The sequence below is a fragment of the Haloquadratum walsbyi C23 genome (assembly GCF_000237865.1).
GTDB classification, from domain to species: domain Archaea; phylum Halobacteriota; class Halobacteria; order Halobacteriales; family Haloferacaceae; genus Haloquadratum; species Haloquadratum walsbyi.
Genome location: NC_017459.1, coordinates 1,862,940 through 1,886,128, shown reverse-complemented (window position 1 = coordinate 1,886,128; position 23,189 = coordinate 1,862,940). Strand labels below are relative to the sequence as shown.

Annotated in this window: 17 protein-coding genes and 2 pseudogenes; 6 read left to right on the top strand and 13 right to left on the bottom strand. The window is 48.2% G+C overall.

The window, feature by feature from the left end; translation table 11 throughout:
* Positions 1-889: 889 nt before the first annotated feature.
* On the top strand, positions 890-2,020 hold the full coding sequence (locus tag HQRW_RS08310) for a PLP-dependent cysteine synthase family protein (protein WP_014556236.1): 1,131 nt from the start codon (positions 890-892) through the stop codon (positions 2,018-2,020).
* A 964-nt stretch (positions 2,021-2,984) separates the two neighbouring features.
* Here HQRW_RS08310 and HQRW_RS08300 read toward each other — a convergent pair.
* The 3 genes from HQRW_RS08300 to HQRW_RS08290 form a co-directional block, all read right to left on the bottom strand.
* Entirely contained in the window at positions 2,985-3,869 is an 885-nt protein-coding gene (locus HQRW_RS08300; RefSeq protein ID WP_014555843.1) for an IS1595-like element ISHwa6 family transposase, read from the bottom strand.
* Between the two features lie 117 nt (positions 3,870-3,986).
* The gene (locus tag HQRW_RS08295; protein ID WP_014556235.1) at positions 3,987-4,448 is read right to left on the bottom strand and encodes a hypothetical protein; all 462 of its coding nucleotides are present in this window, start codon (positions 4,446-4,448) and stop codon (positions 3,987-3,989) included.
* Between the two features lie 126 nt (positions 4,449-4,574).
* Positions 4,575-4,757 (bottom strand): hypothetical protein, encoded by a 183-nt coding sequence (locus HQRW_RS08290; protein ID WP_014556234.1) that lies wholly within the window; start codon positions 4,755-4,757, stop codon positions 4,575-4,577.
* Positions 4,758-5,241: 484 nt separating this feature from the next.
* On the opposite strand from HQRW_RS08290, the gene HQRW_RS08285 reads away from it, so the two are divergent.
* Entirely contained in the window at positions 5,242-5,499 is a 258-nt protein-coding gene (locus HQRW_RS08285; RefSeq protein WP_049891859.1) for a hypothetical protein, read from the top strand.
* Between the two features lie 137 nt (positions 5,500-5,636).
* Here the strand turns inward: HQRW_RS08285 and HQRW_RS08280 are convergent, their stop codons facing one another.
* The 8 genes and pseudogenes from HQRW_RS08280 to HQRW_RS08240 form a co-directional block, all read right to left on the bottom strand.
* Positions 5,637-6,134 (bottom strand): metalloprotease family protein, encoded by a 498-nt coding sequence (locus tag HQRW_RS08280; RefSeq protein ID WP_231852289.1) that lies wholly within the window; start codon positions 6,132-6,134, stop codon positions 5,637-5,639.
* A gap of 113 nt (positions 6,135-6,247) precedes the next feature.
* Positions 6,248-6,598: a hypothetical protein gene (locus HQRW_RS16495; protein WP_049891858.1), complete on the bottom strand. Its 351-nt coding sequence runs from the start codon at positions 6,596-6,598 to the stop codon at positions 6,248-6,250.
* Positions 6,599-6,618: 20 nt separating this feature from the next.
* Entirely contained in the window at positions 6,619-7,308 is a 690-nt protein-coding gene (locus HQRW_RS08270; protein WP_049891855.1) for a hypothetical protein, read from the bottom strand.
* A 121-nt stretch (positions 7,309-7,429) separates the two neighbouring features.
* Entirely contained in the window at positions 7,430-8,647 is a 1,218-nt protein-coding gene (locus tag HQRW_RS08265) for an IS701-like element ISHwa4 family transposase (protein WP_014555765.1), read from the bottom strand.
* Positions 8,648-8,904: 257 nt separating this feature from the next.
* Positions 8,905-10,146, bottom strand: coding sequence for an IS4-like element ISHwa9 family transposase (locus tag HQRW_RS08260; protein ID WP_014555129.1), 1,242 nt, complete (start codon positions 10,144-10,146; stop codon positions 8,905-8,907).
* An 839-nt stretch (positions 10,147-10,985) separates the two neighbouring features.
* Positions 10,986-12,194 (bottom strand): annotated as a pseudogene (locus HQRW_RS08255) (L-lactate permease); the annotation flags it as partial.
* 37 nt (positions 12,195-12,231) lie between these two features.
* Positions 12,232-13,115, bottom strand: a protein-coding gene (locus HQRW_RS15075) for an IS1595-like element ISHwa30 family transposase (protein WP_149031511.1) whose coding sequence is annotated in 2 segments (ribosomal slippage) — positions 12,232-12,656 and positions 12,656-13,115 — 885 coding nt in all. Because the reading frame shifts where the segments join, the coding sequence is not laid out codon by codon here.
* Positions 13,116-13,174: 59 nt separating this feature from the next.
* Positions 13,175-13,717, bottom strand: a pseudogene (locus HQRW_RS08240) (L-lactate permease); the annotation flags it as partial.
* Between the two features lie 348 nt (positions 13,718-14,065).
* Between HQRW_RS08240 and HQRW_RS08235 the strand changes: the two are divergent.
* Complete coding sequence (locus tag HQRW_RS08235; protein ID WP_014556230.1) at positions 14,066-17,176, top strand: FAD-binding and (Fe-S)-binding domain-containing protein; 3,111 nt, start codon at positions 14,066-14,068, stop codon at positions 17,174-17,176.
* A gap of 532 nt (positions 17,177-17,708) precedes the next feature.
* Here HQRW_RS08235 and HQRW_RS08230 read toward each other — a convergent pair.
* Positions 17,709-18,215 carry a GIY-YIG nuclease family protein gene (locus HQRW_RS08230; protein ID WP_014556229.1) on the bottom strand — a complete coding sequence of 169 codons (507 nt, stop codon included), beginning with the start codon at positions 18,213-18,215 and terminating at the stop codon, positions 17,709-17,711.
* Between the two features lie 138 nt (positions 18,216-18,353).
* Positions 18,354-18,776 carry a DCC1-like thiol-disulfide oxidoreductase family protein gene (locus HQRW_RS08225; protein WP_014556228.1) on the bottom strand — a complete coding sequence of 141 codons (423 nt, stop codon included), beginning with the start codon at positions 18,774-18,776 and terminating at the stop codon, positions 18,354-18,356.
* 148 nt (positions 18,777-18,924) lie between these two features.
* Here HQRW_RS08225 and HQRW_RS08220 point away from each other — a divergent pair, with 148 nt between their 5' ends.
* The 3 genes from HQRW_RS08220 to HQRW_RS08210 all read left to right on the top strand — a co-directional run bounded on the left by HQRW_RS08220 (position 18,925) and on the right by HQRW_RS08210 (position 23,169).
* Entirely contained in the window at positions 18,925-20,109 is a 1,185-nt protein-coding gene (locus tag HQRW_RS08220) for a hypothetical protein (protein WP_014556227.1), read from the top strand.
* Between the two features lie 137 nt (positions 20,110-20,246).
* Entirely contained in the window at positions 20,247-21,452 is a 1,206-nt protein-coding gene (locus tag HQRW_RS08215; protein WP_014556226.1) for an extracellular solute-binding protein, read from the top strand.
* Positions 21,453-21,549: 97 nt separating this feature from the next.
* Entirely contained in the window at positions 21,550-23,169 is a 1,620-nt protein-coding gene (locus HQRW_RS08210) for an ABC transporter permease (RefSeq protein ID WP_014556225.1), read from the top strand.
* The last annotated feature ends 20 nt before the right edge of the window (positions 23,170-23,189 follow it).

Sequence of the window (23,189 nt, the reverse complement as noted above, 5' to 3'; positions counted from 1 at the left end):
CTATACTAAATGTGTGGATACGCTGCGCATCGAACTCATGTGAACTACCCCGCCCTGCTCGGTCTGACGGCCTCGCTGAGGGCGGGGCTTCCTGCTTCTACGACGTTGTCAGACTGCGTCTGACAGCCCACCAGACGGAGTCTGGTGAACGCACTTTGCAGATACAGGTGTATCCACAGGGAGTGCAGTCTCCACAGGCGTTGACGAATCGCCCCGCGATTCGTTCGCACACCAGAACTCGGAGATGTCTGGGGACGTTTCTTCGGAGTGTCGCACTCCTAATTGCTCGACGGGGTGATTCCGTGGGACAACGCACGCTTCTTGTCGCGTTTGAACGCTATCCCTGTCCGTCAGCCTCGCACAGAGCAACTCGTTCCGAATAGTGCTCCTGAATACTTATTGAGGAATTCAATCCAAAATCTTGTCATAGAGTAGCTGCTGATACTGTTGCGTAGAACCGATGGTTCAAAATGTTTCACGGAGTGCTATATGGAACGACGAGCGAATCAAAGCCGACAGGTCAAAATGCCCATCTTACTCTTTAGTCTGGCGTCCGACAATATAACTGCTTACATAGGTCTGTGAGTCTGCCGACGCACAGTGTACAACCAGATGATGATGGCGCTGTATCCCCTTCTCCCTACTGCGCTCCTTGTCCGCTCGCGCGGACTGCGGTGCTCCTTGAGGGAGGGGGCTTAGCGCCTGTATTCAGCTAAAAGATATAATAATATGTTATAGTTCGAGTCGGATTAAATTGTGAAGCAGCTTCAGATCACGTTTATTATCGACACACTCGTCTTGATATCTTATTGGATGAGTATTTCATTCAGAAATTCACATCCGTTTTGGTCGTCACCGTCTTATCCATCACCGACAAATACCTGTTTTGATGGATGCGAACGTTTTGGAAACGATTGGATCACCGCTCGTCCGCGTTAATTCTCCGCCGGGTGTGACAATCGCTGCAAAGATAGAATCAAAGAATCCCGGTGGCTCTGCAAAGGACCGACCAGCACTTGCAATGGTGGAGCGTGCTGAGCGTGCCGGCGATATTGAACCAGGCGACGCCCTTGTTGAGCCGACAAGTGGGAACACCGGCATTGGATTATCAGTTGTTGCTGCTGCGAAAGGGTATGATCTCACAGTGGTGATGCCCGCCTCACAGTCACCGGAACGGCGCGAGTTAATGCGAGCGTATGGTACTAAAATCGAACTGATCGATGGCACGATCAGTGATGCGAAAGACCGCGCTGATAAATTAGAAGATACCGGAATGAAGCAGTTGCGACAGTTTGAGAACGCGGCTAACCCTGACGCTCATTATCAGACAACCGCTGAGGAAATTCTTGAACAAGTTGAAGGACGGACTGTTGATGCACTCGTGGCTGGTGTCGGCACTGGTGGGACGATCTCCGGTATTGGAAGACGTCTTCGCGAGGAGTTTCCAGACATGTCTGTCATTGCTGTTGAACCAGCCGAAAATGCAGTTATCTCTGGTTCGGAGCCTGGAAATGACGATTTTCAGGGTATGGGTCCAGGATTTATTAGCCCAAATCTTGATACAGAGTTGATTGATGATGTCGAGACTGTCACAATCGATGCGGCTGAAACGGAATGCAGACGTCTTGCACGAGAGGAGGGAATTCTTGTCGGACAATCCTCCGCAGCATCAAACGTTGCTGCAAAGCGTATCGCGAAACAACTTGCTGACCCTGCTCAACCTTGTAATGAGCGAGAAGCGGGATACGTCATTGAGGATGCACCCAAATCAGAATCCGTTGTGAAATCTTCGTCTACATCGACTCATGATGATACCGCTGACACTGCTACACCCACAAGCACCTCAAACACAAGCACAAACATAAACACAAAAGCAGAGTATGAAACCGGGATTGCTCCCTCTTCTGAGGACCGGAATACACAGCCTGACTGCCCACTAGTTATTACGGTTTTTTGGGACAGCGGGGAGAGGTATATGTCAACCGGATTGTTTGATGACCCAGACCAGAGTCACGAGTGAGGGTTGGCATCATGAATTTTCTCATCACAGTACTCTCAGTGATCCTCAGTTGAATGTGACTGAGAAGATCCGGACGTCGTAGCCGTGTATTCATAGAATTGCGAGGCGGAAACCCACGGCTTTAGCCCTGTCTCTTACCCACAAGTTCGTGGAGTCGTAACCGGACGTTTCAGACGCTCTCAGAGGTATTTTGAACTAAAAAATCGAGGCGAGAAGCGATTCAGACAGTGATATCGGCTGTAGGGGTTACAGAACGCCGGTAATCAACTCCACTATAATTGTTCCAAAGAGATATTAAATCTGTAGATATCGAGATTTCAACCGGTTTACTGACCTCAGCAGCGACTCGATTTGTAGGTAAGAGACAGTCCTTGAGGGTGGGGCTTCCAGCGAAGTTTCCTTTAGATTCTGACCAGATTCAAGATTGGAGAGAGTTATTCATTGCGGGGCGTCCACAGCCCGCACTACACCCTCTTCAGACTCGAACAAATCTGAATTGGACTTACATATTGATCTCCGAGCCATATTCACTGCACTGTTCACGTTGACATTGTAGCGTGTCTCGTCTGACGCATCGAACAAGCCACGCTCCACTCGTTCCGTTTTGTTCGCTCTTTGAGCAAGAAGCCTCACCCTCAGGTTTAGATAATACATGTCCACTGGTAAACACAGTCCCAATTAGCTGTTTGTATGCGCTGATCTCCCGTCCTCAAGGAGCGACCGCAGAGAGCGAGTATGTTGGAAACACACGCCATTATTAACCAAATATTCGTATGTGTAACCTGCAGGAAGGTCGCGCCAGCGCTTAAACCAGGGGTAGTTCCTCAGAAATTCACAGAGAATGCAGATAGAGTGTTTTGGAATTCGATATGATCCCCAGGGCACTTCAATGTAAATCTCTTGATTTGATTATGATATTTATCTGTTTTGATATTACGCTCTTGTGAAGTACATTGTTGGTGAGTCAGAGAACTTCTCGGATAATCTGTTTCAGTGCTTCTTGTCCCGGTTTGCGGAGGATTCGTCGCCGAAGTTGGAACGGCCTGAGATATGCTGTCAGTTTGTCCTTTGAGACGCCTCGATGCGGCGAGAGCCACCGTCGCGCCAGCGACGCGTGGCTCTCGCACGTGTTCACATGTGCGTCTCCATCAACGTACTCGCCGTCACCGTGAATTACTGATTCTCGGTGGAAGCTCTCATCATTGTCGAGTGGATCGTAGGCACGAAATCCGTCAGTATAGATGCTCAGCGACTCCTTCTCGTGGTTGTCGAGAAGGAGTCGCACGGTCGTTTCATCGGCGGATTTCGCTGGGACGACGTATCGCTGACCGCTGCCCCGATCAACGAGCGTGAACACTGGCGGTTTATCACCCTCATACGTTCCTCGTCCGCGTTTCGAGAGGGCACGCGAGCGCGACTCTCGATCGCGCTCGCGACCTTTCTTCCCAGCAGAGACATAGAACTCGTCGATCTCGACCGGTCCAACGAGATCGATTGTTGGCGCGTCGAGCGTTCTGGCGAACTGCTCGACGCGCCGGTGAAGCGAGCGATACGAAACGTCAATTTCAGCGTCTAACTGGCGGATACTCGTGTTGAACCGGAGGAACGAGTAGAACGCGAACAACAGCTTATCGAGGCCGATCTTCGCGTGCGCAAAAATCGTGCCGGTTTTGTCGTTGAACGTGCGGTCGCAATCCTTACACAGGTACCGTTGATACTCTCGATAGCTGCCGTGTTTGATTACCGACTCAGACTGGCAGCGCGGGCAACAGAGGCCCTCTCGCCAGCGAACCTGCTCCAGCAGGTTCGCGGCGCTCGCCTCTGAGCTCAGCAATTCAAATGGGAACATTGCGTTCAGGTGACGCGTCGCGTCACTCTTGCCCGCTACGCTTTCACGGCGATAGCTTTACCCGACCAACAATCTGCTTCAGAAGAGCGTTGATATTATCTGTTATTGCATCAAAACTCACTCAGCATCTTCTGTTGTCCCCTGTGATTCTTCTGTTGGATCGCTTTCTTTAGATTCGCTCTCATTGGCTTTAGATTGATCATTGTGGTCTGTTGTCCTCTCCGATGATGTCTCATCAGTGTTATTATCATCAATCGTGATATCAACCGGACCGGTGCTTGTGTCGGATGGTGTCTCAGAGTCAGATCCAGCGTCAGCATTCATATCCGAATGTGCATCCGCATCGGTACTGGTATTTGTATCTGTATCTGTATCTGTATCCGTTTCAGATTGCGCTGTTGTGCCCGCACCAACAACATATCCAATCGTCCCACCAACAAGCCCACCAATAATCGCTCCGCCGGGACCGCCTCGTTTTAACCCTGTGATTGTCCCGACAAACCCACTAATTGCGGAGATGGTGGTCGGATCAACGCTTTGCTCTGTCATTGTCTCGGTGTCGTATTGATCAGCTGTCATCACGTGAGATATTCACCGCAGACAAACGAATGTTTGCCATATAGTGAACAGATATCTGATAGGGATTTCAATGTAGAGTCGAATCAACGCAGTCGATGAATACAAACAATCGAGACAGCAGATGTCTTATTCAATTGGTGTCACATCTTCAATCAATTGCTTGCCAATAGAGCGAATTCCGCCGTCAGTTAACTCAAGCATGAACATGCTCCCAACATCTTCATACCCTGAGACGGTGATTGTCCTCTGATCGCCATCTGTAATTTCATGCGGTTCGGCTAGCGTAATCTGATAGGCTTCATCTGCCATAGCATGCACATTCTGTTCTACATCTGTATTGGGTTGTCGGTCACAGTTACAGATAGCTGGATAATTAATACTGAGTGATTTGATTTGATCAAAAAAGATATTGATTTCATAGAATTGCAAGGCGGAAAACCCACGGCTTCGGCTTTAGCCCTGTCTCTTACCCATAAGTTCGTGGAGTCGTAACCGGACGTTTCAGACGCTCTCAGAGGTATTTTGAATCAAAAAATCGAGGCGAGAAGCGATTCAAATAGTGATATCGGCTGTGGGGGTGACAGAACGCCGGTAATCAAGCTCACTACAATTGTTCCAAAGAGGTGCTGAAACTGTAGATACCGAGGATTTCAGTCGTGCTCGCCGATCCCGATCCCGTTCCGCTAAAATCCTGACTCGAGTTGTGGGTAAGAGACAGGGCTTTAGCCGTGTGTGGGAGGAAGCCGACAATACGGCAACAAACCACAATGAATAGACTCTCTGACTCTCCAATATGAGTAAGGTAGGTTTAGATAATACAGGCATTACAGTAGAAATACGTGCTGAACCGGAACTGTCAAATAAAACCTACAAGTCTCGCCTCGAGGATGAAGGTCTCCCTAATGAAACGTTCGATCAGTTCCGCCAAGCAGCACAACACGTCGCAAAATACGGCTGGAGCGATAACCCGGGTACTATAATCGACAGCAAGAACGACTACGATACACAAGTCAGCGGTGTAGTCACTCGGCGTGTGGTCAGTAGTTCATAGAAGAAGTGGGTGCTTGAGTAGACATGCATCAGTCAGAATAGTTCTCTCGCATCGAATGAGTGAATCAGTTCACACCTGCCATGTCTTGTGGTCAGACCGGGAGTCAACTGACAAGCCTACCGCTTTAGGATACTTGATTATATCAACAGTATCGCCACCACTCCAGTCGTAATTGGGGTCGTAATAATTGTGATGTTTTCCCATGTCGAACCCTGTACAACAAATGCTCCAGCCTGGCGAGCTTCGACTGGATTGCTGATAATCGCGATATCACCAGCTGATAAACTTGCAGAAAAACTCAAAAGTAGAATAACTGGAAGAATTATTGTTGCGTTTATCGAGATGAATATCCCGACCAATGAAGCAACAGTAAGATACACTACTAATGGCGCCACTGCAACCGCTTGTATTACCCATGTTGATGTTGATGTGTCGATTTCAGCATTAAATTGTCCCAGTGGGATTGTCGTCCCTGACCATTGTGGAAGAATGCGGATTACAGGATCGAGTCCAAATAATACTGCGATAGCCGCATGAGCAAGTTCATGCGGAAGCACAATCGGTGCAACAATGACCCGAGCAATTGTCTGCCACCAAGTACGTGAATTCTCGTTTGAATCTACTTGGTTCTTCATTTGGGACTCAGACGTCGGTTTTAAACCTGAACCATCATGTATATTCTCTGTCAAATCTAGATCATGTTCTTCAGATCTTGTATGATCTGTATCTGAACGTGAATCATTCTTTGTCACTGTTGTGCGGTCAGGACGCCCCACCATCCGGTTATTGATTTATTGAACATATGCTCTGGCACCAATGGTGCTGGAACTGGTTGAAACCCATTATGCCGCATATCGGTGATTCCACCGTATCGCTCAACCGGTCGCCCAGCGAAATCAAGTACACGAATCTGCTTGTCATCATCGCGATGGTATGCATATGGAAATCGTTCTCGAGGCGGGCATGCAAGTGCGTCGACGTTGTTGAGTCGCACCAGCACCTCGTCACCGGCGCGAAGTTCAAGCCAGGGTCTATTTGTACTTATATTGACACCACTGTTCATATCTGGCGTTGTATCATTGCTCCTACTCGGTTCCATTGACGGATTTACATCTGTTGTTATATTTTCTTTACCTTCCTGTTCAGTTGTTGGCTTTCTTGACGTCTTCTCGTCTGTCGATCCAGATTCTGCTGTTTTTCTTTGATCAATCTCAACATCATCCTGTTCCGTTGTTTTTTTCCGTCCTCTTCCGATGTGATTGCTGGAGCATCATCGGAGATTGTAGCGACCAGTCCGGGTTGTCCCGACGCTGTTCGAGATTCATTCCATGAAAGAGGTGCTGACGTTGGAACAGCAGCATATCCGCCCTCAGCGAGTGGAATCCGGTCCGGTCCAGGGTAGAACTGTCGCCCATCATTGGTACTATCTACAACCCCAACTGGTGCGGTTAGTATATTCGTAATTTTTGCTGTTGCCTGCTGAGTTGGTGTTACGAACAGCGTTGCTCGATTATGTGATTGGTTGTTCCAAACGCGCGAGAGTACTACCGTCGGGTCAACTTCGCTGATTGTCTCGATTGCAATAGACCATCCTGAAGATAACAGCGTCTCTGGTGTTGGCGGTTCTGATGCGCGAGCATCGATTACTGGGCGTTCATCGTGGTTCGAGGATTCATCAGATAATGCCGCTGTCTCATCACCCGCTGTGTGAGCAATTACCGGAGGTTTCGCTGCATCACTTGACCGTGAGGTCACCAAACCGGCGCGATGACACCGGTCGATACCGACGGTCAAAAGCCTCTCATTCATTATCATTTGTATGCTCCCAAACAGTAAGTGGATTGTGGGAAAGTCACAATCATCAAATTATAATACACCTGAGATTGACGCATCTCAGCTGTCGCGTTCTGAGTTACTCGACTCTGCACGTTTATAAACTACCCTCAGAATGGAGAAAGAGGTGGTCAATGTCTTCCATCAGTCCATCGAGATCGCGGTCTGGTTGATCGCGCACCCAGGAAAACATGTTGTAGATCGTCTCCTTGAGACCGTGTTCGAGTTGTGATCGGAGCGACGAGGCTTTCGAGACAAGTCGCTCCGAGGCGCTCGATTCCGGACCAAGCCGAAGAAGGCTGTAGGCCAGCATCTGAAGGTGCCAGTGACGACTGGCACCGTCAGAATCACGAACCTCGCAGTCTCCTAAGCCAAGATCCTCTTTCGAGTCCTCGAAGAATGTCTCTACTCGCCATCTGTACGAATAGCTCCGAATAATGTGTGCCGAAGGCGCGTCAATCTTGCTCGTCGCAAGATACTTTACTGGATTCTCTTTGTCCTCATCGGTAACCTTCTCTGTGATTACCAGCCGAACTTCACCTAATTTCGAGACAGGGACTGTCTTAGTCCAAATTTTGTACGTTTCACCGTCAACTTCTCGCTCTTCCTTGTCGATGCACTCTTCGAGCGCATCGACGCGTCTCTCTTTGTTCGCGTAGGTCACCTGTCGGTTGCCCCGTAGTGGTCCAATCCAGTCCTTGCCGTGTGATTCGACGTGTTCGATCAGACCGGAGTCATGAGCAAACCATGCATCGAAGAGGTAGGTGCCCGCAGGCACACCTACCTCTTCTTCTAATTCCGTGATTATCTCTCGTGCGAGGTCGTATTTTGTCTCCTGTTCGTCTTCCTCGTCCTCGTCGTCGACCTTCTCGTACTGGCGAAAAGCAAGTGGATAGGACGTTTTATCATCGGTATAGAACGCGTAGACGAGGTTCTGTCCCCAAACAGGCTCACCCTCAGAGTGATCGTAGAACTCTCCAGCACCGGGAAGGGACTTCCCGGTTCGCTGGATGACTGAATCGTCAATAACGATATAGCCGTTTTGTGACCAGCGTGTCTCTCCGTGTTTTTGCAGTTCCTCTAACCGCTCGTGATTGAGCTGATCCTCATCCCAATCGTATTCGGTGATGAACTTGTTGAGTGCTCGGTCACTTCCGGCAGGAAGGACCTCTCGTGCAATTCCGGTTACAGTCTTGCTGCGGCCCGCAGCAAGACCTGTCACGTACGTTTTGGCGTGAGTCGTTTGATGATATGATAGCGAGTCGAATTCATCCAGCACGTCGGTGCACGAGAGGAAATCCGTAATCGGCAGCATCAAGTTTCAATGCTGCCTACATCACGCCCCTATTTAAACGTGCAGAGCCGAGTGAGTTAATAAAGCCCCGGAGAAATCAATCTCTCGGAGAGTAGCTGGATCAGGATTGTCGAGAGTGTTCAGCTCCGAAAAGCTGCCAATGAACCAGATGTTGGACCGAGAGAAACGGCGTCTCAGGGTCATAGAAGAGGAAAATCACGGGTCGGGCGACAGCCGTCGCTGGCGGGCGACGGCTGTCACCGGTGATTGAGTGGTAATCAGCCGAACGTATCCAGCGTCTTATTCCAGAAGGTCCGGACTTGTTGAATTGCACGCGCCATGCCACCCTTGACTGGGTGGCACTGGCGGAACCACTCGACAAGCACGTAGCCAATCAGCGCACAGAACAGCTCGAACAAGACGCCGTTCAGCGATTTCGAGTGAAAGTTCTCGATGTTGAGATACTGCTTCAGCTCCCGAAACAGAATCTCGATGCAAGTTCGAAGCGTGTAGATACTGATCACATCGATAGGGTCGTACGCTGACGACGCCAGCGTCGTCAGGTACTCGATCTCTTCTCCATCTGGCGCGTTCAGAACAATCCGACGAAACTCCTCACCAGTCTCGGCTAACTCAATTCGCTCATCACGAACCTGCCGTGTCGATTCGTCAGCAGAATCCCTTGGCTGAGCGCCTCTCTCGGGAGTAATGCTGACTTCAAACTCTTCGAGTGTCTCAATGAGTTCAAATCGAGCGTCTGAGTACATCAGTGTGACAAAATCATTGTCACTGTGCTTGATCTCACAGAACCGTAGATATCGCGTGTATGCACGGTCAAACGTCCAGATGACCGAGTCGAGGTCTGCGAAGACCTCGACATCGTCTTCAAGGAGATCGAACTGCGGGCTTTCGTGGGTATCGCCTTCTGTGACAGTTGCACCAAGCGGATGCTTGTGTTTGCCGTCTACACGTGCGGCACAGTGAAGCTCAACTCCTCCGCCATCCGTGTCTATCTCGTAGATGTCTTCATCGTCTCCGACGAACTCGTCTGAGACGACAACAGAGCGCGTAAGTTCGAGGTTTGTGGCATCAACAGCGACAACACCTCGTGTCATCCACCCCAGTCGTTTTCGTTGAACTCCACGTTGATGATACAACTGTGGCGTGTGCAGTAACTCGAATAGGAGACGAACGACCGCACGGTAGTCGCGGTCGTTCGTGAGTTCTGAAAACCGTGATTTAGGCATGTGTTCGAGTGAGTCGTCGACAATGGTTTTATCCTCAAGTTCAGCGAGTGAGCTGGAGGGGTCAAGACCCTCACGAACAACCGTCTTGACGTGGTTCGTGAAGTCATGTTTGTCGGAATGGAGCCCAATCTTGAACTCATCGGCAATCGACTCGCTGTCGACTTCGTCGAGCAGCGAGTACAGTTCGTCAGCGACGAGATCAGTAGAATTGATATTAGAGGCGTCCGTTACGTCTTCTGACGGCCTGTTTGCTGAATCAAATTGCACAGACATTACGGGCCGTCACTAACGGCTCACGCCGTTTTTATATACTCAGAACGCGACAGCATCTCAGCTATATGTTACAAATCAAGTGTCTCAAAATCCATTTAATGATACAGATTGTCAAGGCGACTGTCTTAGGGCTTGACCCCAGATGAAGCCGACACCGCTAATTGACCCGTAATATTTAGAATGGTTGGTGATTGTCAGCGTGTCTGACTGAAAGTCTCATCACACGGGCGGTCGGACACCACGCACTGTCCAACTCAGAGAGGGATGGGGGCGTTCCAAATCAACATCATCCGAGAGACGAAGCATCTCGTGATCACGAAAATCTTCGATTTTTAAACGATCTGTAGAGACCGGAACCGCTCTGAAACGACTCTCTCAGTGAGAGTGGGTCTGTCAGTTCTGTCGAAAAAGCAGGAAGTCTCGGGGCTTTGATATTGATGTGACCCCGAGGCAGGTTCACAACAACCCACAATTATTATTCACTATATGCGTGTAAATTGGTTACGAATGATTATGTGAACGGTGCTGAGAACATTTGATAACAAGTATCCCCGAGTCTCGCCATGGATGGCGATGACAGGAGTAACGGCTAGTCGGCACAGCTATCGACGTACCTGTTTGACAAGGAAACTGACTTGTTCAAGTTTCAACAATAGGTAATGTCGTGAGATTCCGGCGTCTTCAGGCGCGAGAGGATGTCAAATATTTACTACTCATGACTTATTCTTCTAAGTGAAGCGTGATTATTTTGTGCCGATATATCAAAAAACAGCGTTTTGTCCGGATATCAGAATTAATCTCAGGTAAAATACGCGATAAATTGCGGACGCTGGTGAATCTTAGAACGTCCCTGGAACAATGACGTATGCAAACAGCAGTGTCAGCAGTCCTGTTGCAACGCCATAGTACAACACTGGGATTAATTCAAGTCTGATCACACGACCTTCTTCACCAATAAGTCCAACAACGGTGAGGGCGGCAACGACATTATGAATTGCAATAAGATTTCCAATTGCACCTCCGACAGCTTGTGCAGCGACCACGATTACTGTTGGTGCTCCAACATCCTGTGCGGCTTGGAATTGGAATAATCCAAATAGAATGTCGCTCACGGTATTCGATCCAGCGATGAATGCACCGAATGCACCAATAAATCCTGAGAAGAATGGGAATGCAATCCCTGTCACATCAGCTGTCAACTCTGATAGTAACCCGAGCATTCCAGCAGAAACTGCAGCGTTCTCAAGAACAACGCTACTCCCTGACCGTTGCATAATCATGACTGTCGCAACAGCAAACCAAAGTGCAACAACTGCCGGAGCAATATTTCGGAATGCCTCACTCCACGATGATTTGATTTCATCAGTACTCATGCCATGGATTGCATATGTTAATACTGCAACAAGAATAAACAACGACCCTGGAAGATACAGCAGTTCGATTCCCTCTGAAAACGGCGTTGCAAGAATATTATTCCATGTAAGCACACCCGTCGAAGCTAAGAATGACTGCACCGGTCCAATAACACGCGTTGCAATTAGCAATGCTGCGACGAGAATATATGGTGTCCATGCTGTCAAAAGTGACATATCTTTATTATGTAAATCAGCGGGTGATGCTGATGCAGTCCCACCATCAGTCGCGACCGCTTCATCGCCTCGGGACTGGGATGCAAACCCTCGCCCAGGTTCAATTGACCCAACCCAATGATCAGGCCACCCTGATTGCGGTCCAAAGTCCCACGTATTATCAGGAATGAAATATCCAGCCCGAAGTGTTGTTGTGACAATTATTAATCCAACCATCGCCCCAAGCAGCGCGGGGAATGTTGGACCAAGATAAATTGCTGTCAGATTGTATGGAATAATAAACGACAGCCATGCAAATAACGTCAACGGCAGCACCTCAATCGCGGGTTTAATCGATCGCTCTTCGCCGAAAAATCGTGTCATCATTGCAACACCAATGAATGGAATCGCAATTCCGACGATTGAATGAATGAGAGCCGCCCAAATACCAATTTGAGCGACATACGCTCCAGTGCTCTCATACGCGCCTGAGGTGATGATTTGTTGTGCTGCACGCTCATCCCGATACATTGTAACATAGGAGTTTCTCGAACCAATCTTCGGGTGAATTGAGCTTCAGTGCAAGGAAGTTGAGATATTTCTGTAGATGATGCTTCGAGACGCCTCTGAAGTTCGCCAGCCACTGGCGAAGGAAACTATGCCGGTTCTCACAAGTATTCGTGTGAGCGTCACCGATGACGTAGGTATCGGAGTGGGTGACGGTCAGATGGCCGTCCACCCCCTCCTTTTCCTCGATATCTTCGTAGATCGAGTAGCCATCCGTACAGAGAATAACACTGCCATCGCCGTAGGCTGCGATTTCTTCGTCGGCTTCCTGTAGATCCTTGCAGACGATGAATCGAACTCGTCCGTCAGACCGACGGACGAGTGTCAGGACTGGTGGTTTGTCTCCCTCGAAGTCACCGCGTCCCTTTTTTTTAGTCCGCGCTCGCGCGGACTCGAATCCTCGTCCTCGCGTCCTTTCTCACCGGCAGTCACGTAGATCTCATCGGCCTCGCACACCTCCGAAAGCTCGAATTCTCCGATGTTACCGCTTGTCTCCTGGACTTCGTGAACGAAATCAAGGACAGCCTCGTAGTCACGGTCAAGATCACGGGCGATCTGAGCAGTCGTCTCAGATCGCATCTCCTTGACCATATAGAACAGCTCCTCAAGCTCAAAGCGATGTTGGCCGAAAATCGTGTCTGTGAGGTCGTTGAAGTATGTCTCACAGTTTTTACACCAGTACTGCTGGGCATCTTTCCCCGTGGTTCCTCGCTTGACTACCGCATCACTCTCGCAGTGGACACACGTCACCGTCTCGCCGAAGCGGGCGAGACGGAGACGCTCAAAGCAGCGTTCTCGTGATGGAAGGAAGACTTGAGCAGACTCTTGATCCATCGTTGACTGATCAATGATCCGCCGGCAAGATTGATGTTACGGCTTATCGAGAAGAGCGGTGCTGCATTCGTGCCTTCTGCAAATACAACATCACGAAGACCGATAATCAAAGGAGTCCCAACGGCTCCGAATGTAATTGCAAGAATATTGCCAGTTAGGGCAACCACAACAGCAGCTAATGGCGGGAACCCAAGTCCAACAAGCAACGGACCGACAATTGCTGCTGGTGTTCCGAACCCAGCAGCACCCTCAATGAATGAACCCATGAGGAAAACCAATAATACAACCTGCACACGCCGATCATCACTAACTGATGAGAATCCAGCGTTGATTACATCAAATGCACCAGATTGCCTCAGCGTATATAATAGCAAAATGGCGCCAAATACGATGATAAGAATACGAGTCGCTGTCATCGCTCCACGAATTGACGCAGCAGCGATTAATGTTGGAGTCATCTCCCAACCAATATATGCAACACCTGCAGCAATTAGCCATGCCACGGGCATCGTTCTCGTTGCTGGTTGGTATAGTCCTACCATCAACACAGCAATCGTTATGAGCGGTAATACTGCCAAAGCGGCGAGCGTTATATCTACCATATGTGCACCGAAATTAAGTTATTGAACAAATCTGATTTCATTGTTATTTATTTGATGTATACTTATACCCAATTTACCGCATCGGCTGATGGTCAGCACACAACGATGTATATCGATGTAACGTTGAACCCTCAGCCTACATTTTTGCGTTTCTCCACGATTGTTTATAATTAACTGATTTTATCCATTTAGTAGTTTGTTACCAAATATCACATAAAACTACCAACGATATATCGGGATAATGCTCGATTTCAATAATATCAGTCGACACACATTAATAGATGTTACATACACGGGAGTGTATGATAGAGGTTTTTATGAGAGGAGACAGAATAAATCACATCAACAATGGCAACAAATACGCCATCCACGGTAGACGAGCGCTCACTAGGTAGCGAGTCTGATCCCGCTGGTGAGGGTACATATGATTACGTCAGTGATGATATTGAACGACCAGGATTGATGGAGGATCTCGACGCTCGCGTTGATGGGGATGTTCGTTTTGATACTTATTCACGCCAGTTATATGCCACTGATGCATCAGCGTATGAACAGACACCGATTGGAGTTGTAATGCCAGCACATACCAGTGATGTTTCTGCGGTGATGGACTACTGTGCAACACAAGAAATCCCTGTTCTCCCCCGTGGTGGTGGCACAAGTCTTGCTGGACAGACAGTAAATGAGGCTGTTGTCATTGACCTCTCACGATATATGGATGATGTCAAGACAATTGATTCAGATAACGAAACAGCAACTGCACAAGCCGGTGTCCGGCTTGGTGATTTGAATGCAGCAGCCGAACCATATGGACTCAAATTTGCACCTGATCCTGCATGGGGAGACAAATCAGTCTTAGGTGGAGCAATCGGGAATAATTCAACCGGCGCACATTCATTACAGTACGGAAAAACCGACTATTATCTTGAGACGGTTGAGGTCGTCCTTGCGGATGGAACTGTCACAACATTTGGTGAGGTCACCATGGACACTCTTCATCAGCGCGGTGATCCTGACGGTGATATTGAAGCACAAATATATGCAATGGTCGCGCAGATCCTGACTAATCACGCTGATGAAATCGCAAGCAAATATCCGGATCTCAAACGAAATGTCTCAGGGTATAATCTTGACATGCTTGTGGATGAACTTCGTGGAGAACGCCGTCTCCCTGATAATTCTGCTATTGATCCCCAGAGTGAGCCTGGTTCGGTCAATCTTGCCCGCCTTCTTGCTGGATCAGAGGGAACACTTGCCACAGTCACACAGGCGACTGTCTCATTAGCCTCCATCCCGGAAACAAAGTCAGTTGCATTACTCACGTACGATGATGTAATAGGTGCAATGGAAGATGTTGCACCAATACTTGAACATGATCCTGCCGCTGTTGAGGTGATGGATGATGTTCTATTAGACCTTGCTCGAGAAACTGCTGAATTCGAGGATGTTGTCGGACTCCTTCCAGACGGAACTGATGCCGTTCTACTCGTTGAGTTTTATGCTGAAACTAATGAACACGGTCGTCAGCAGGTTGCTGATCTTGTTGCTGACCGTGTCTCAGGTGACGAAACGGAGGCTGAGCCAAACCCTGGAGCTGCATCAATCACGACAACAGATCAAACAGCTATTCAATCGATGGAAGCTCACGATGCTGAGACCCGTGAAAAATTCTGGAAGATGCGGAAGTCTGGACTTCCGATACTTCTCTCACGAACCAGTGATGAAAAGCATATTGCGTATATTGAGGATACAGCGATTCCAGCAGAAAACCTCCCAGCGTATGTTTCTGACTTTCAGGATATTCTTGATGAGCATGATACATTTGCGTCCTACTACGCACATGCTGGTCCGGGAGTGCTTCATATTCGACCATTAGTTAATACAAAAACTGCTGAGGGTGTCGAGACATTCGAATCAATCGCTGATGCAGTGACTGATCTTGTGGTGAAATACGGTGGATCTATCTCAGGCGAGCATGGTGATGGTCGTGCACGGACGCAGTGGAATCGAAAACTCTACGGCGATGAACTCTGGGATGTGTTTCGTGAACTGAAGTCTGCATTTGACCCTCAGTGGTTATTGAATCCAGGAAATATTTGTGGTGAACATGCACCGACTGCAAATCTCCGGTTTGACCCTGAATACGAATTTGACGCTGGATTTGAACCGACAATGAACTGGGAGGTCGAAAATGGATTCGAAGGGATGGCTGAACTCTGTCATGGGTGTGGCGGATGTCGTGGTCCACAAGAGACGACAGGTGGTGTAATGTGTCCAACGTATCGGGCAGCCGAGGAGGAGATTCAAAGTACCCGTGGTCGGGCAAACATGCTTCGTCAGGCAATGAGCGGGAGTCTTGATGAAAACGAATTGTTCGAGGATGAATTTGTCGAGGAAGTACTAGATCTTTGTATTGGGTGTAAAGGGTGTGCAAAAGACTGCCCGAGTGGCGTCGATATGGCGAAAATGAAAGCAGAGATTACACACGAATATCACCAGCGAAATGGCTCGAGCTTCCGTGATAAGCTATTCGCGAATGTGACCACAGTACTAAAGCTTGGATCAAAATTCGCTCCACTTTCAAATCTTGCCCAGCAGGTGCCTGGAAGTGGAATTCTTCAAGAAAAACTACTGGGAATCGCGCGTGAGCGGACACTGCCGCCATTCCATCGTCGAAGTTTCGTTGATTGGTTTGAACAACGCGGTGGCGCAGCTATTCCCGCAAATGAAGCAACTCATCGAGTCTTATTATTCCCAGATACATATACAAATTATAATCATCCTGAGGCAGGTCAAGCAGCGGTTAATGCTCTTGAGTCACTCGGAGTTCATATCCAGATTCCGGATGATGTGACTGGATCTGGAAGACCACCACACTCGAAAGGATTTCTTGAAAAAGCAAGAGAAAGCGCACAAACAAATATCAATGCCCTTTCACCACGTATCGCTGATGGATGGGATGTTGTCGTTGTTGAGCCATCTGATGCGGTCATGTTCCAGCGTGACTATCTTGATCTCCTCTCAGGATCAGATGTTGAACGTGTCGCAGAAAACACATATGGGGTGATGGAATATATTGATACATTCCGGTTACTTGCTGATGCAGGGCATACTAACATGGTCAATGGAACAGCACCGTCATTAACATATCACGGGCATTGCCATCAAAAATCAACAAAGAAAGACCACCATACTGTTGGTGTTTTGCGCCGTGCAGGTTATGAGGTAGACCCACTCGACTCAACATGCTGTGGAATGTCAGGGAGTTTCGGGTACGAGGCAGAGCATTACTCAATGTCACAAGCCATTGGAGAGATCCTATTCGATCAGATTGACGATAGTGACGGGGATGTTGTCATCGCGCCCGGGGCATCATGTCGATCACAGATTGGCGATCGACCAGACGGAGATGACCCACCACATCCTGTTGAATTACTTGCAGACGCGGTTACTGAATGACTGTATTCAGCTAAAGAGATATCAAGCGCTGATACTCAAATACGTGTATAGATTCATTGTATGATTATGTTGCTCATCACTTGAAAGATCGCTCACATCGTGAGCCAATGCATCATTGGATGAGTATAAGTGAAGTCGAATCATACTTATGATCGCCGGGGTGCCTCTGACGACCGGCGTTCATATGAGGTCTTCTCACATGGCATATCATCGTTGACGACGGATTTGCCCGAACCGACGCGACGATGTCCACGCCAATATCAGTTTATCCTCATATGATTTCGATAATGCATACTCCTAGATCAATGATATGTGTCCTCTATTAACATCCATGCTAGCCGTGAATATTTATAAATAATTACAACATCATGGGGATAGTGAGTTCTCCGCACCGCTGTGCGCATTGACATCCTCCCCGCGCTGAAGCGCGAGGCTTTCTCCTCGATTCTCCGTAATTTCCGGCTTCAGCATTTCAAGCTGGAGCCCCCGACCTCAAGGAATGAACGGAGTGAGCGAGTAAGGGTGAGGTAGTTTAGTTGCTGGAGGCGCTCAGCTCCTGAATGACAGTACTGCACTGATTGCATATGTGCGTGGCAGAGCCTGAAATAAAGAGATGTGTTGTACAGGTACAATCAGATGAGCCAAATCCTTCGAGTGGCGGCTCCTTCATTCGACTGAGTAATGATGAGGCAATCGCACATTCAATGTCAGCCCCTGGGGCGACGACAATGGCTGTAAGTGATGCATTCTGATGACTGATGAGATAATCAATATGCCAGTGTGTAACATCATGTATCCCCATAGCCACACGCCGATATCGGTCAACACGCCCGAGTCCATTTGATCCAAAAGCACTTCCAACGTACGCGTACCCACCCGCAGGGAATACTGCCGTTCCATGAGCGCCAATGGTCATTGATGTCGGAGCGTCCAAATTTACACATAGCACGTAACTTCCTGGCGGAGCAGTTCCTGCCCCAATTCCAATTGGGTCAGTCTCCGCTGCAATGGCTGCTGGACTGATTACAATTGGATTCATATTGATATAATAAGAGACAATCTATCGCCTCTTCGATTATCTTGATATAATAAAAATTCGATTAATCTGGAAGAGTACCCGGTGTCGGAGTCATGAAGAGTCAACAAAAAAGCCTGAATCTTCAGCGCGTGAAGAATATCAAGCGGATGCCTGTGTTGTTGAGGACGCAGCAAGTGAACTAAACACCGAAGCTGCCGTCTTTTTCAGCGGGTATATTTCATGATAATCGTCAGGATCACGCCCCCGTCCAGTTGCAGTTCCGACAAGGCTTGCAATCTGATCATAATTCTTGCGCACTAACTGACTTACAATGTCTGGCATACTTGCTCGTTGAGCTAGTTCCTCAGCAGCAGCTCGTCCTGCATACACTTGATCACAACGATTGTCAACAAAAAACATCGCAAATGGTGTTTCATCGAACTGTGCTTCGAGAAATTGCTGTGCTGTTTCATCATACCATGAAATGGCACCGACTGCATCAAGCCGCTCGAGTGCTCGTGCGGCGATTGAACAATATGGACACTCACCGTCGTATATCAATACCGAGTCATATTCAGGCATATCTATCCTAATACAGTGAGACTCAAAACAATGCTGGATGTATACTATCCTGCGTTCAAACCCCTAAATTTTGCCAGCGTCTGTCATGATGATTATCCTGACGTGCTGTTTCGACAGTAACTTTAGGCTTGCCTAAAAATTGAGTATAATGCGCTCAGATATTTGCGTCATTATTCCCACTATCCGCACGTACGACCGAATGAAATCATATTTCGAGAATGCTCGAAGTCACGGATTTGATCTTGACCGACTATTTGTCCTTCTCGTTACTGAAGATGACTGTGATGTGAGTGGAATGAAACAAATGCTTGACACAGCAGGTGTTGATGGGGCAGTGTATGATGAGACTCGTCGTGAGGCATGGTTTGATGCCCATGGACTAAGTCAATATATACATCTTATTCCAGCGAAATCACATGCTCAAACAAGCTTTGGTCTTCTCTATCTATGGGCAAATGAACAGTTTAAACAGGGGTTCTTCATCGACGATGACACCCGACCGCACTCAGAGTGGGACTTTTTTGCCCGACATCTGCACAATCTTGATCGAACTGATGCCATTGAATCTGTCCACTCAGACGAACGGTGGGTAAACGTGTTATATCAAGACATTGATAATCATGGGTTATACCCACGGGGGTATCCATATTCAGCAATGAATGAAACTATCGAGACAGGTCAACATCAACTAACTGATGTTGTCGCCTCACAGGGACTCTGGACAGATGTCCCCGATCTTGATGCCGTTCGAATTCTCATGGATGGCGATCTTCATGGACAGGCACAGACACGAACGAAACAATCACATTTTGATGGCGACTTTATTGCAGCCCCAGGACAGTACCTCACGGTCTGTTCGATGAACCTGGCATTTGAACGGGAGGTGATTCCAGCATTCTATCAACTCCCAATGGACGATAATGAATGGGACGTCGGACGGTTCGATGATATTTGGTCAGGTATTTTTCTTAAGCGTGCTGCGGATATCCTCGGGAAGGAGTTGATCAGCGGATATCCACTTTGCATCCATGAAAAAGCTGCCCGCTCAACGTTCGATGATTTGATGAATGAGGCACCTGGACTTGAGCTCAATGAACACGTCTGGAGTATTATTGATGACGTTAGTGCAGATGCAACAACATGGACTGAAGCGGCAACAGCGATGGCAACTGCATTATCTGAGGGCGATTTCGAACAACTAACAAATGGTGCGTTTCTGAACCATTGCGGTGAATACTGGCTTGACTGGCTTTGTTGTCTTGAGAAGCTCTCTGAGACGACAGCACCAATTGAACACACACCACATACTGATACTGCGCGAGTGGGCGAGTGAATTCACATCATACGGTATGACTGTAATGATTTATTCCTACCCAAGTTGATATCAATAGTCGCCGTTTTGAATAAGAGACTCTCTTCCCGCCCACGAAATCGCAAGGTATATAAGATTTAGGCGGACCTAAAACAGACATGGGAGATATCAGCCGGACCGACGAGCGAGCAACCGTTGGGACACACTCTCGCACACGAAGACGCTTTCTTCAGGCCGCAGCCGTTGCCGGAATTGGGTCTGCTGCCGGTTGTGGTAGTGCCGGCGATAATGAAACAGGAACGACGACAGAAGCTGAGGTATCATCACCTATGGGGACATCAGATAGTGAGCAAATTGGGTCTGGGCGTTCTCCTTTCGGTGAGCGAGATATCTCTGATGGTGTTTCAATGTCGGAGATGCCTGATCTCGCTGGCGAATTGACAGTGTATTCAGGTCGTGGTGAGGCACTTGTCGGGGAACTACTCAGTTTCATTGAAGATCGATATCCTGAATTGACTATTCGCCCACTATATAATTCAGCGAGTGAGCTTGTTAATCAAATTATCACCGAGGGACAAAATAGTCCAGGAGATGTATTCTATTCGGTGAATGCCGGATCACTAGGTGCACTCGCAACCCGTGAGCGGACACAGTCACTTGCAGATGAGACATTATCACTTGTTCCTGAGGCATTTCAGTCACCAGATGGATCATGGGTTGGCACATCTGGGCGTGCGCGGGCTATCCCATACAACACAAACATACTCACTGAATCGTCAATTCCAACGAATATCATGTCATTCCCAGATACAACCGAGTTTGATGGACAACTTGGTTGGGCACCAACATACTCATCATTTCAAGCATTTATTACGGCGATGCGGCTTCTTGAAGGAGAATCTGATACACGACAGTGGCTTCGTGGTATGCAGGAGCTTAACGCTCAATCGTATGCTGATGAATTCCAGATTGCCCGGGCGGTCGCTGACGGTGAAATAGCCGTTGGTTTCACAAATCATTATTATATTCAACGCGTCCTTGCTCGTCGAACGACTGATGCACCGCTTCGAACGACATTTACTCAGAATGATGCTGGTGCAATATTCAATGTCGCTGGTGCTTGTATGCTTGATACCGCAAGTGATACTACTCTGTCATCAAATTTCGTCCGACATCTCCTTTCTGCAGAAGCACAAGATTACTTCGCCCGGAAAACATTTGAGTATCCTCTTGTTCCCGAGATTGAACCGATTGGACGACTCCCGTCAATTGACTCGTTGAATCCACCGGAAAGTATCAATCTAACAGAACTGTCAAATCTTGAGAGAACCATTACGCTGCTTCGAGAAACGGGTGTCCTCTGATGAAGAATCGCTGCATCAATATAATAGCAGGGCTCAATCACTGACACTAAGAACGACTAGATATATTATATAATGTCCGACATGTCTGAGGAATAAAATGGCAACCGAATATCAAACTGATACCGACGCTAACACTGGTCCTGACGCTGCTGATGATGAGTCATCACTTCCTCTTGGACTTACTGTTGCCGCGGGTGCGGTTGCTGCTGCAGCCGTGATTCCGTTTATTTGGCTTCTTCGAACTGGCAGTGATGTTGGCATTAAGAATGCGATTGGGCTTATCACACGACCAACAACGATCCAAATACTCATTAATAGCGCCGTTTTGGTTATCTTAACAACGTCGATCTGTGTTCTTTTGGGGGTTCCACTAGCATATCTAACTGTTCGGACAGACCTTCTCTTTAGTCGTGTTTGGACTGTTGCGGTGTCATTGCCACTTGTTATCCCAAGTTATGTTGGTGCATTCGCTTTTGTGTCAGCATTTGGTCCTCGTGGTGGATTTCAACGACTCCTCTCTCCGATTGGGATTGAGCAAATACCAGAAATATATGGACTTGCCGGGACGGTGCTCGTTCTTAGTTTATATACGTATCCATATGTATATATTACGACACGGGCATCGCTCAAATCAATGGATACAACACTGGTTGATGCCGCTCGAACACTGGATCACGGACGTTGGGCAACATTCCGCCGTGTTACTATTCCACAAATCCGACCGGCAGTCGCTGCTGGAGCGCTTCTTTCGTCGTTATATGTGCTTTCAGACTTTGGAACGCCCTCGATTATGCGTTATGATGTATTTACTCGTGTTATATATGTTGAATTCGGGGCATTCGGTCGTGACACAGCGACACTGCTGTCATTGCAATTAGTTGCAGTGACACTTTTTATACTCTGGCTTGAATCACGAATCCGCGGTGAAGAACGAACCTCTGTAGGCGGTCGATCTCGTGATATTGTCTCTCTTGGGCGCTGGCGACTTCCGGCAATGATACTGCCAGCTGGTGTTTCTGCACTCGCGCTTGTCGTTCCCGTCATTATCCTTATTTCATGGCTTGGGACAGCCTCAGCGACAGTAAGCGAATCGCTTGCATTTCAATGGAGATACATCGGTAATTCAATCACGGTCGCTACCGCAACTGCTGGTGTTGCTGTTATCGGTGGTATCCCAGTTGCATATCTTTCAGCCCGTCATGACGGATTTCTTCCATCAGCGTTTGAGCGTTTTACATACGTTGGATATGCTGTCCCAGGCGTCGTCATTGGATTGGCACTTGTTTACTTTGGAACTTCGTATGCTGCCCCGATTTATCAAACACTTTATCTGCTTATTTTCGCATATGTCGTCCGATTTCTCCCACAATCAGTCGGGTCACTGCGAGCGTCGTTCCTCGCTGTTGATCCGTCGCTTCCTGAGGCTGCGCGAACACTTGGACAGTCATCTGTCGGAGCCTTCCGATATGTCACGCTCCCACTCGTTGCGCCGGGACTTCTCGGTGGCGCAGCACTGGTCTTTCTGACAACAATGAAAGAACTTCCAGCAACACTATTATTACGACCAGCGGGATTTACGACGCTTGTGACCCACATTTGGGCAGCATACAAATCTGGGTACTTTGGACAGGCGGCTGTTCCGGCGCTTGTACTCTTAGCGGTATCAGGAATCTCAATGCTTGTCATCCTTACACAGGAGGGATATGATGTCAAATAGTGCACAATCACACACAAACT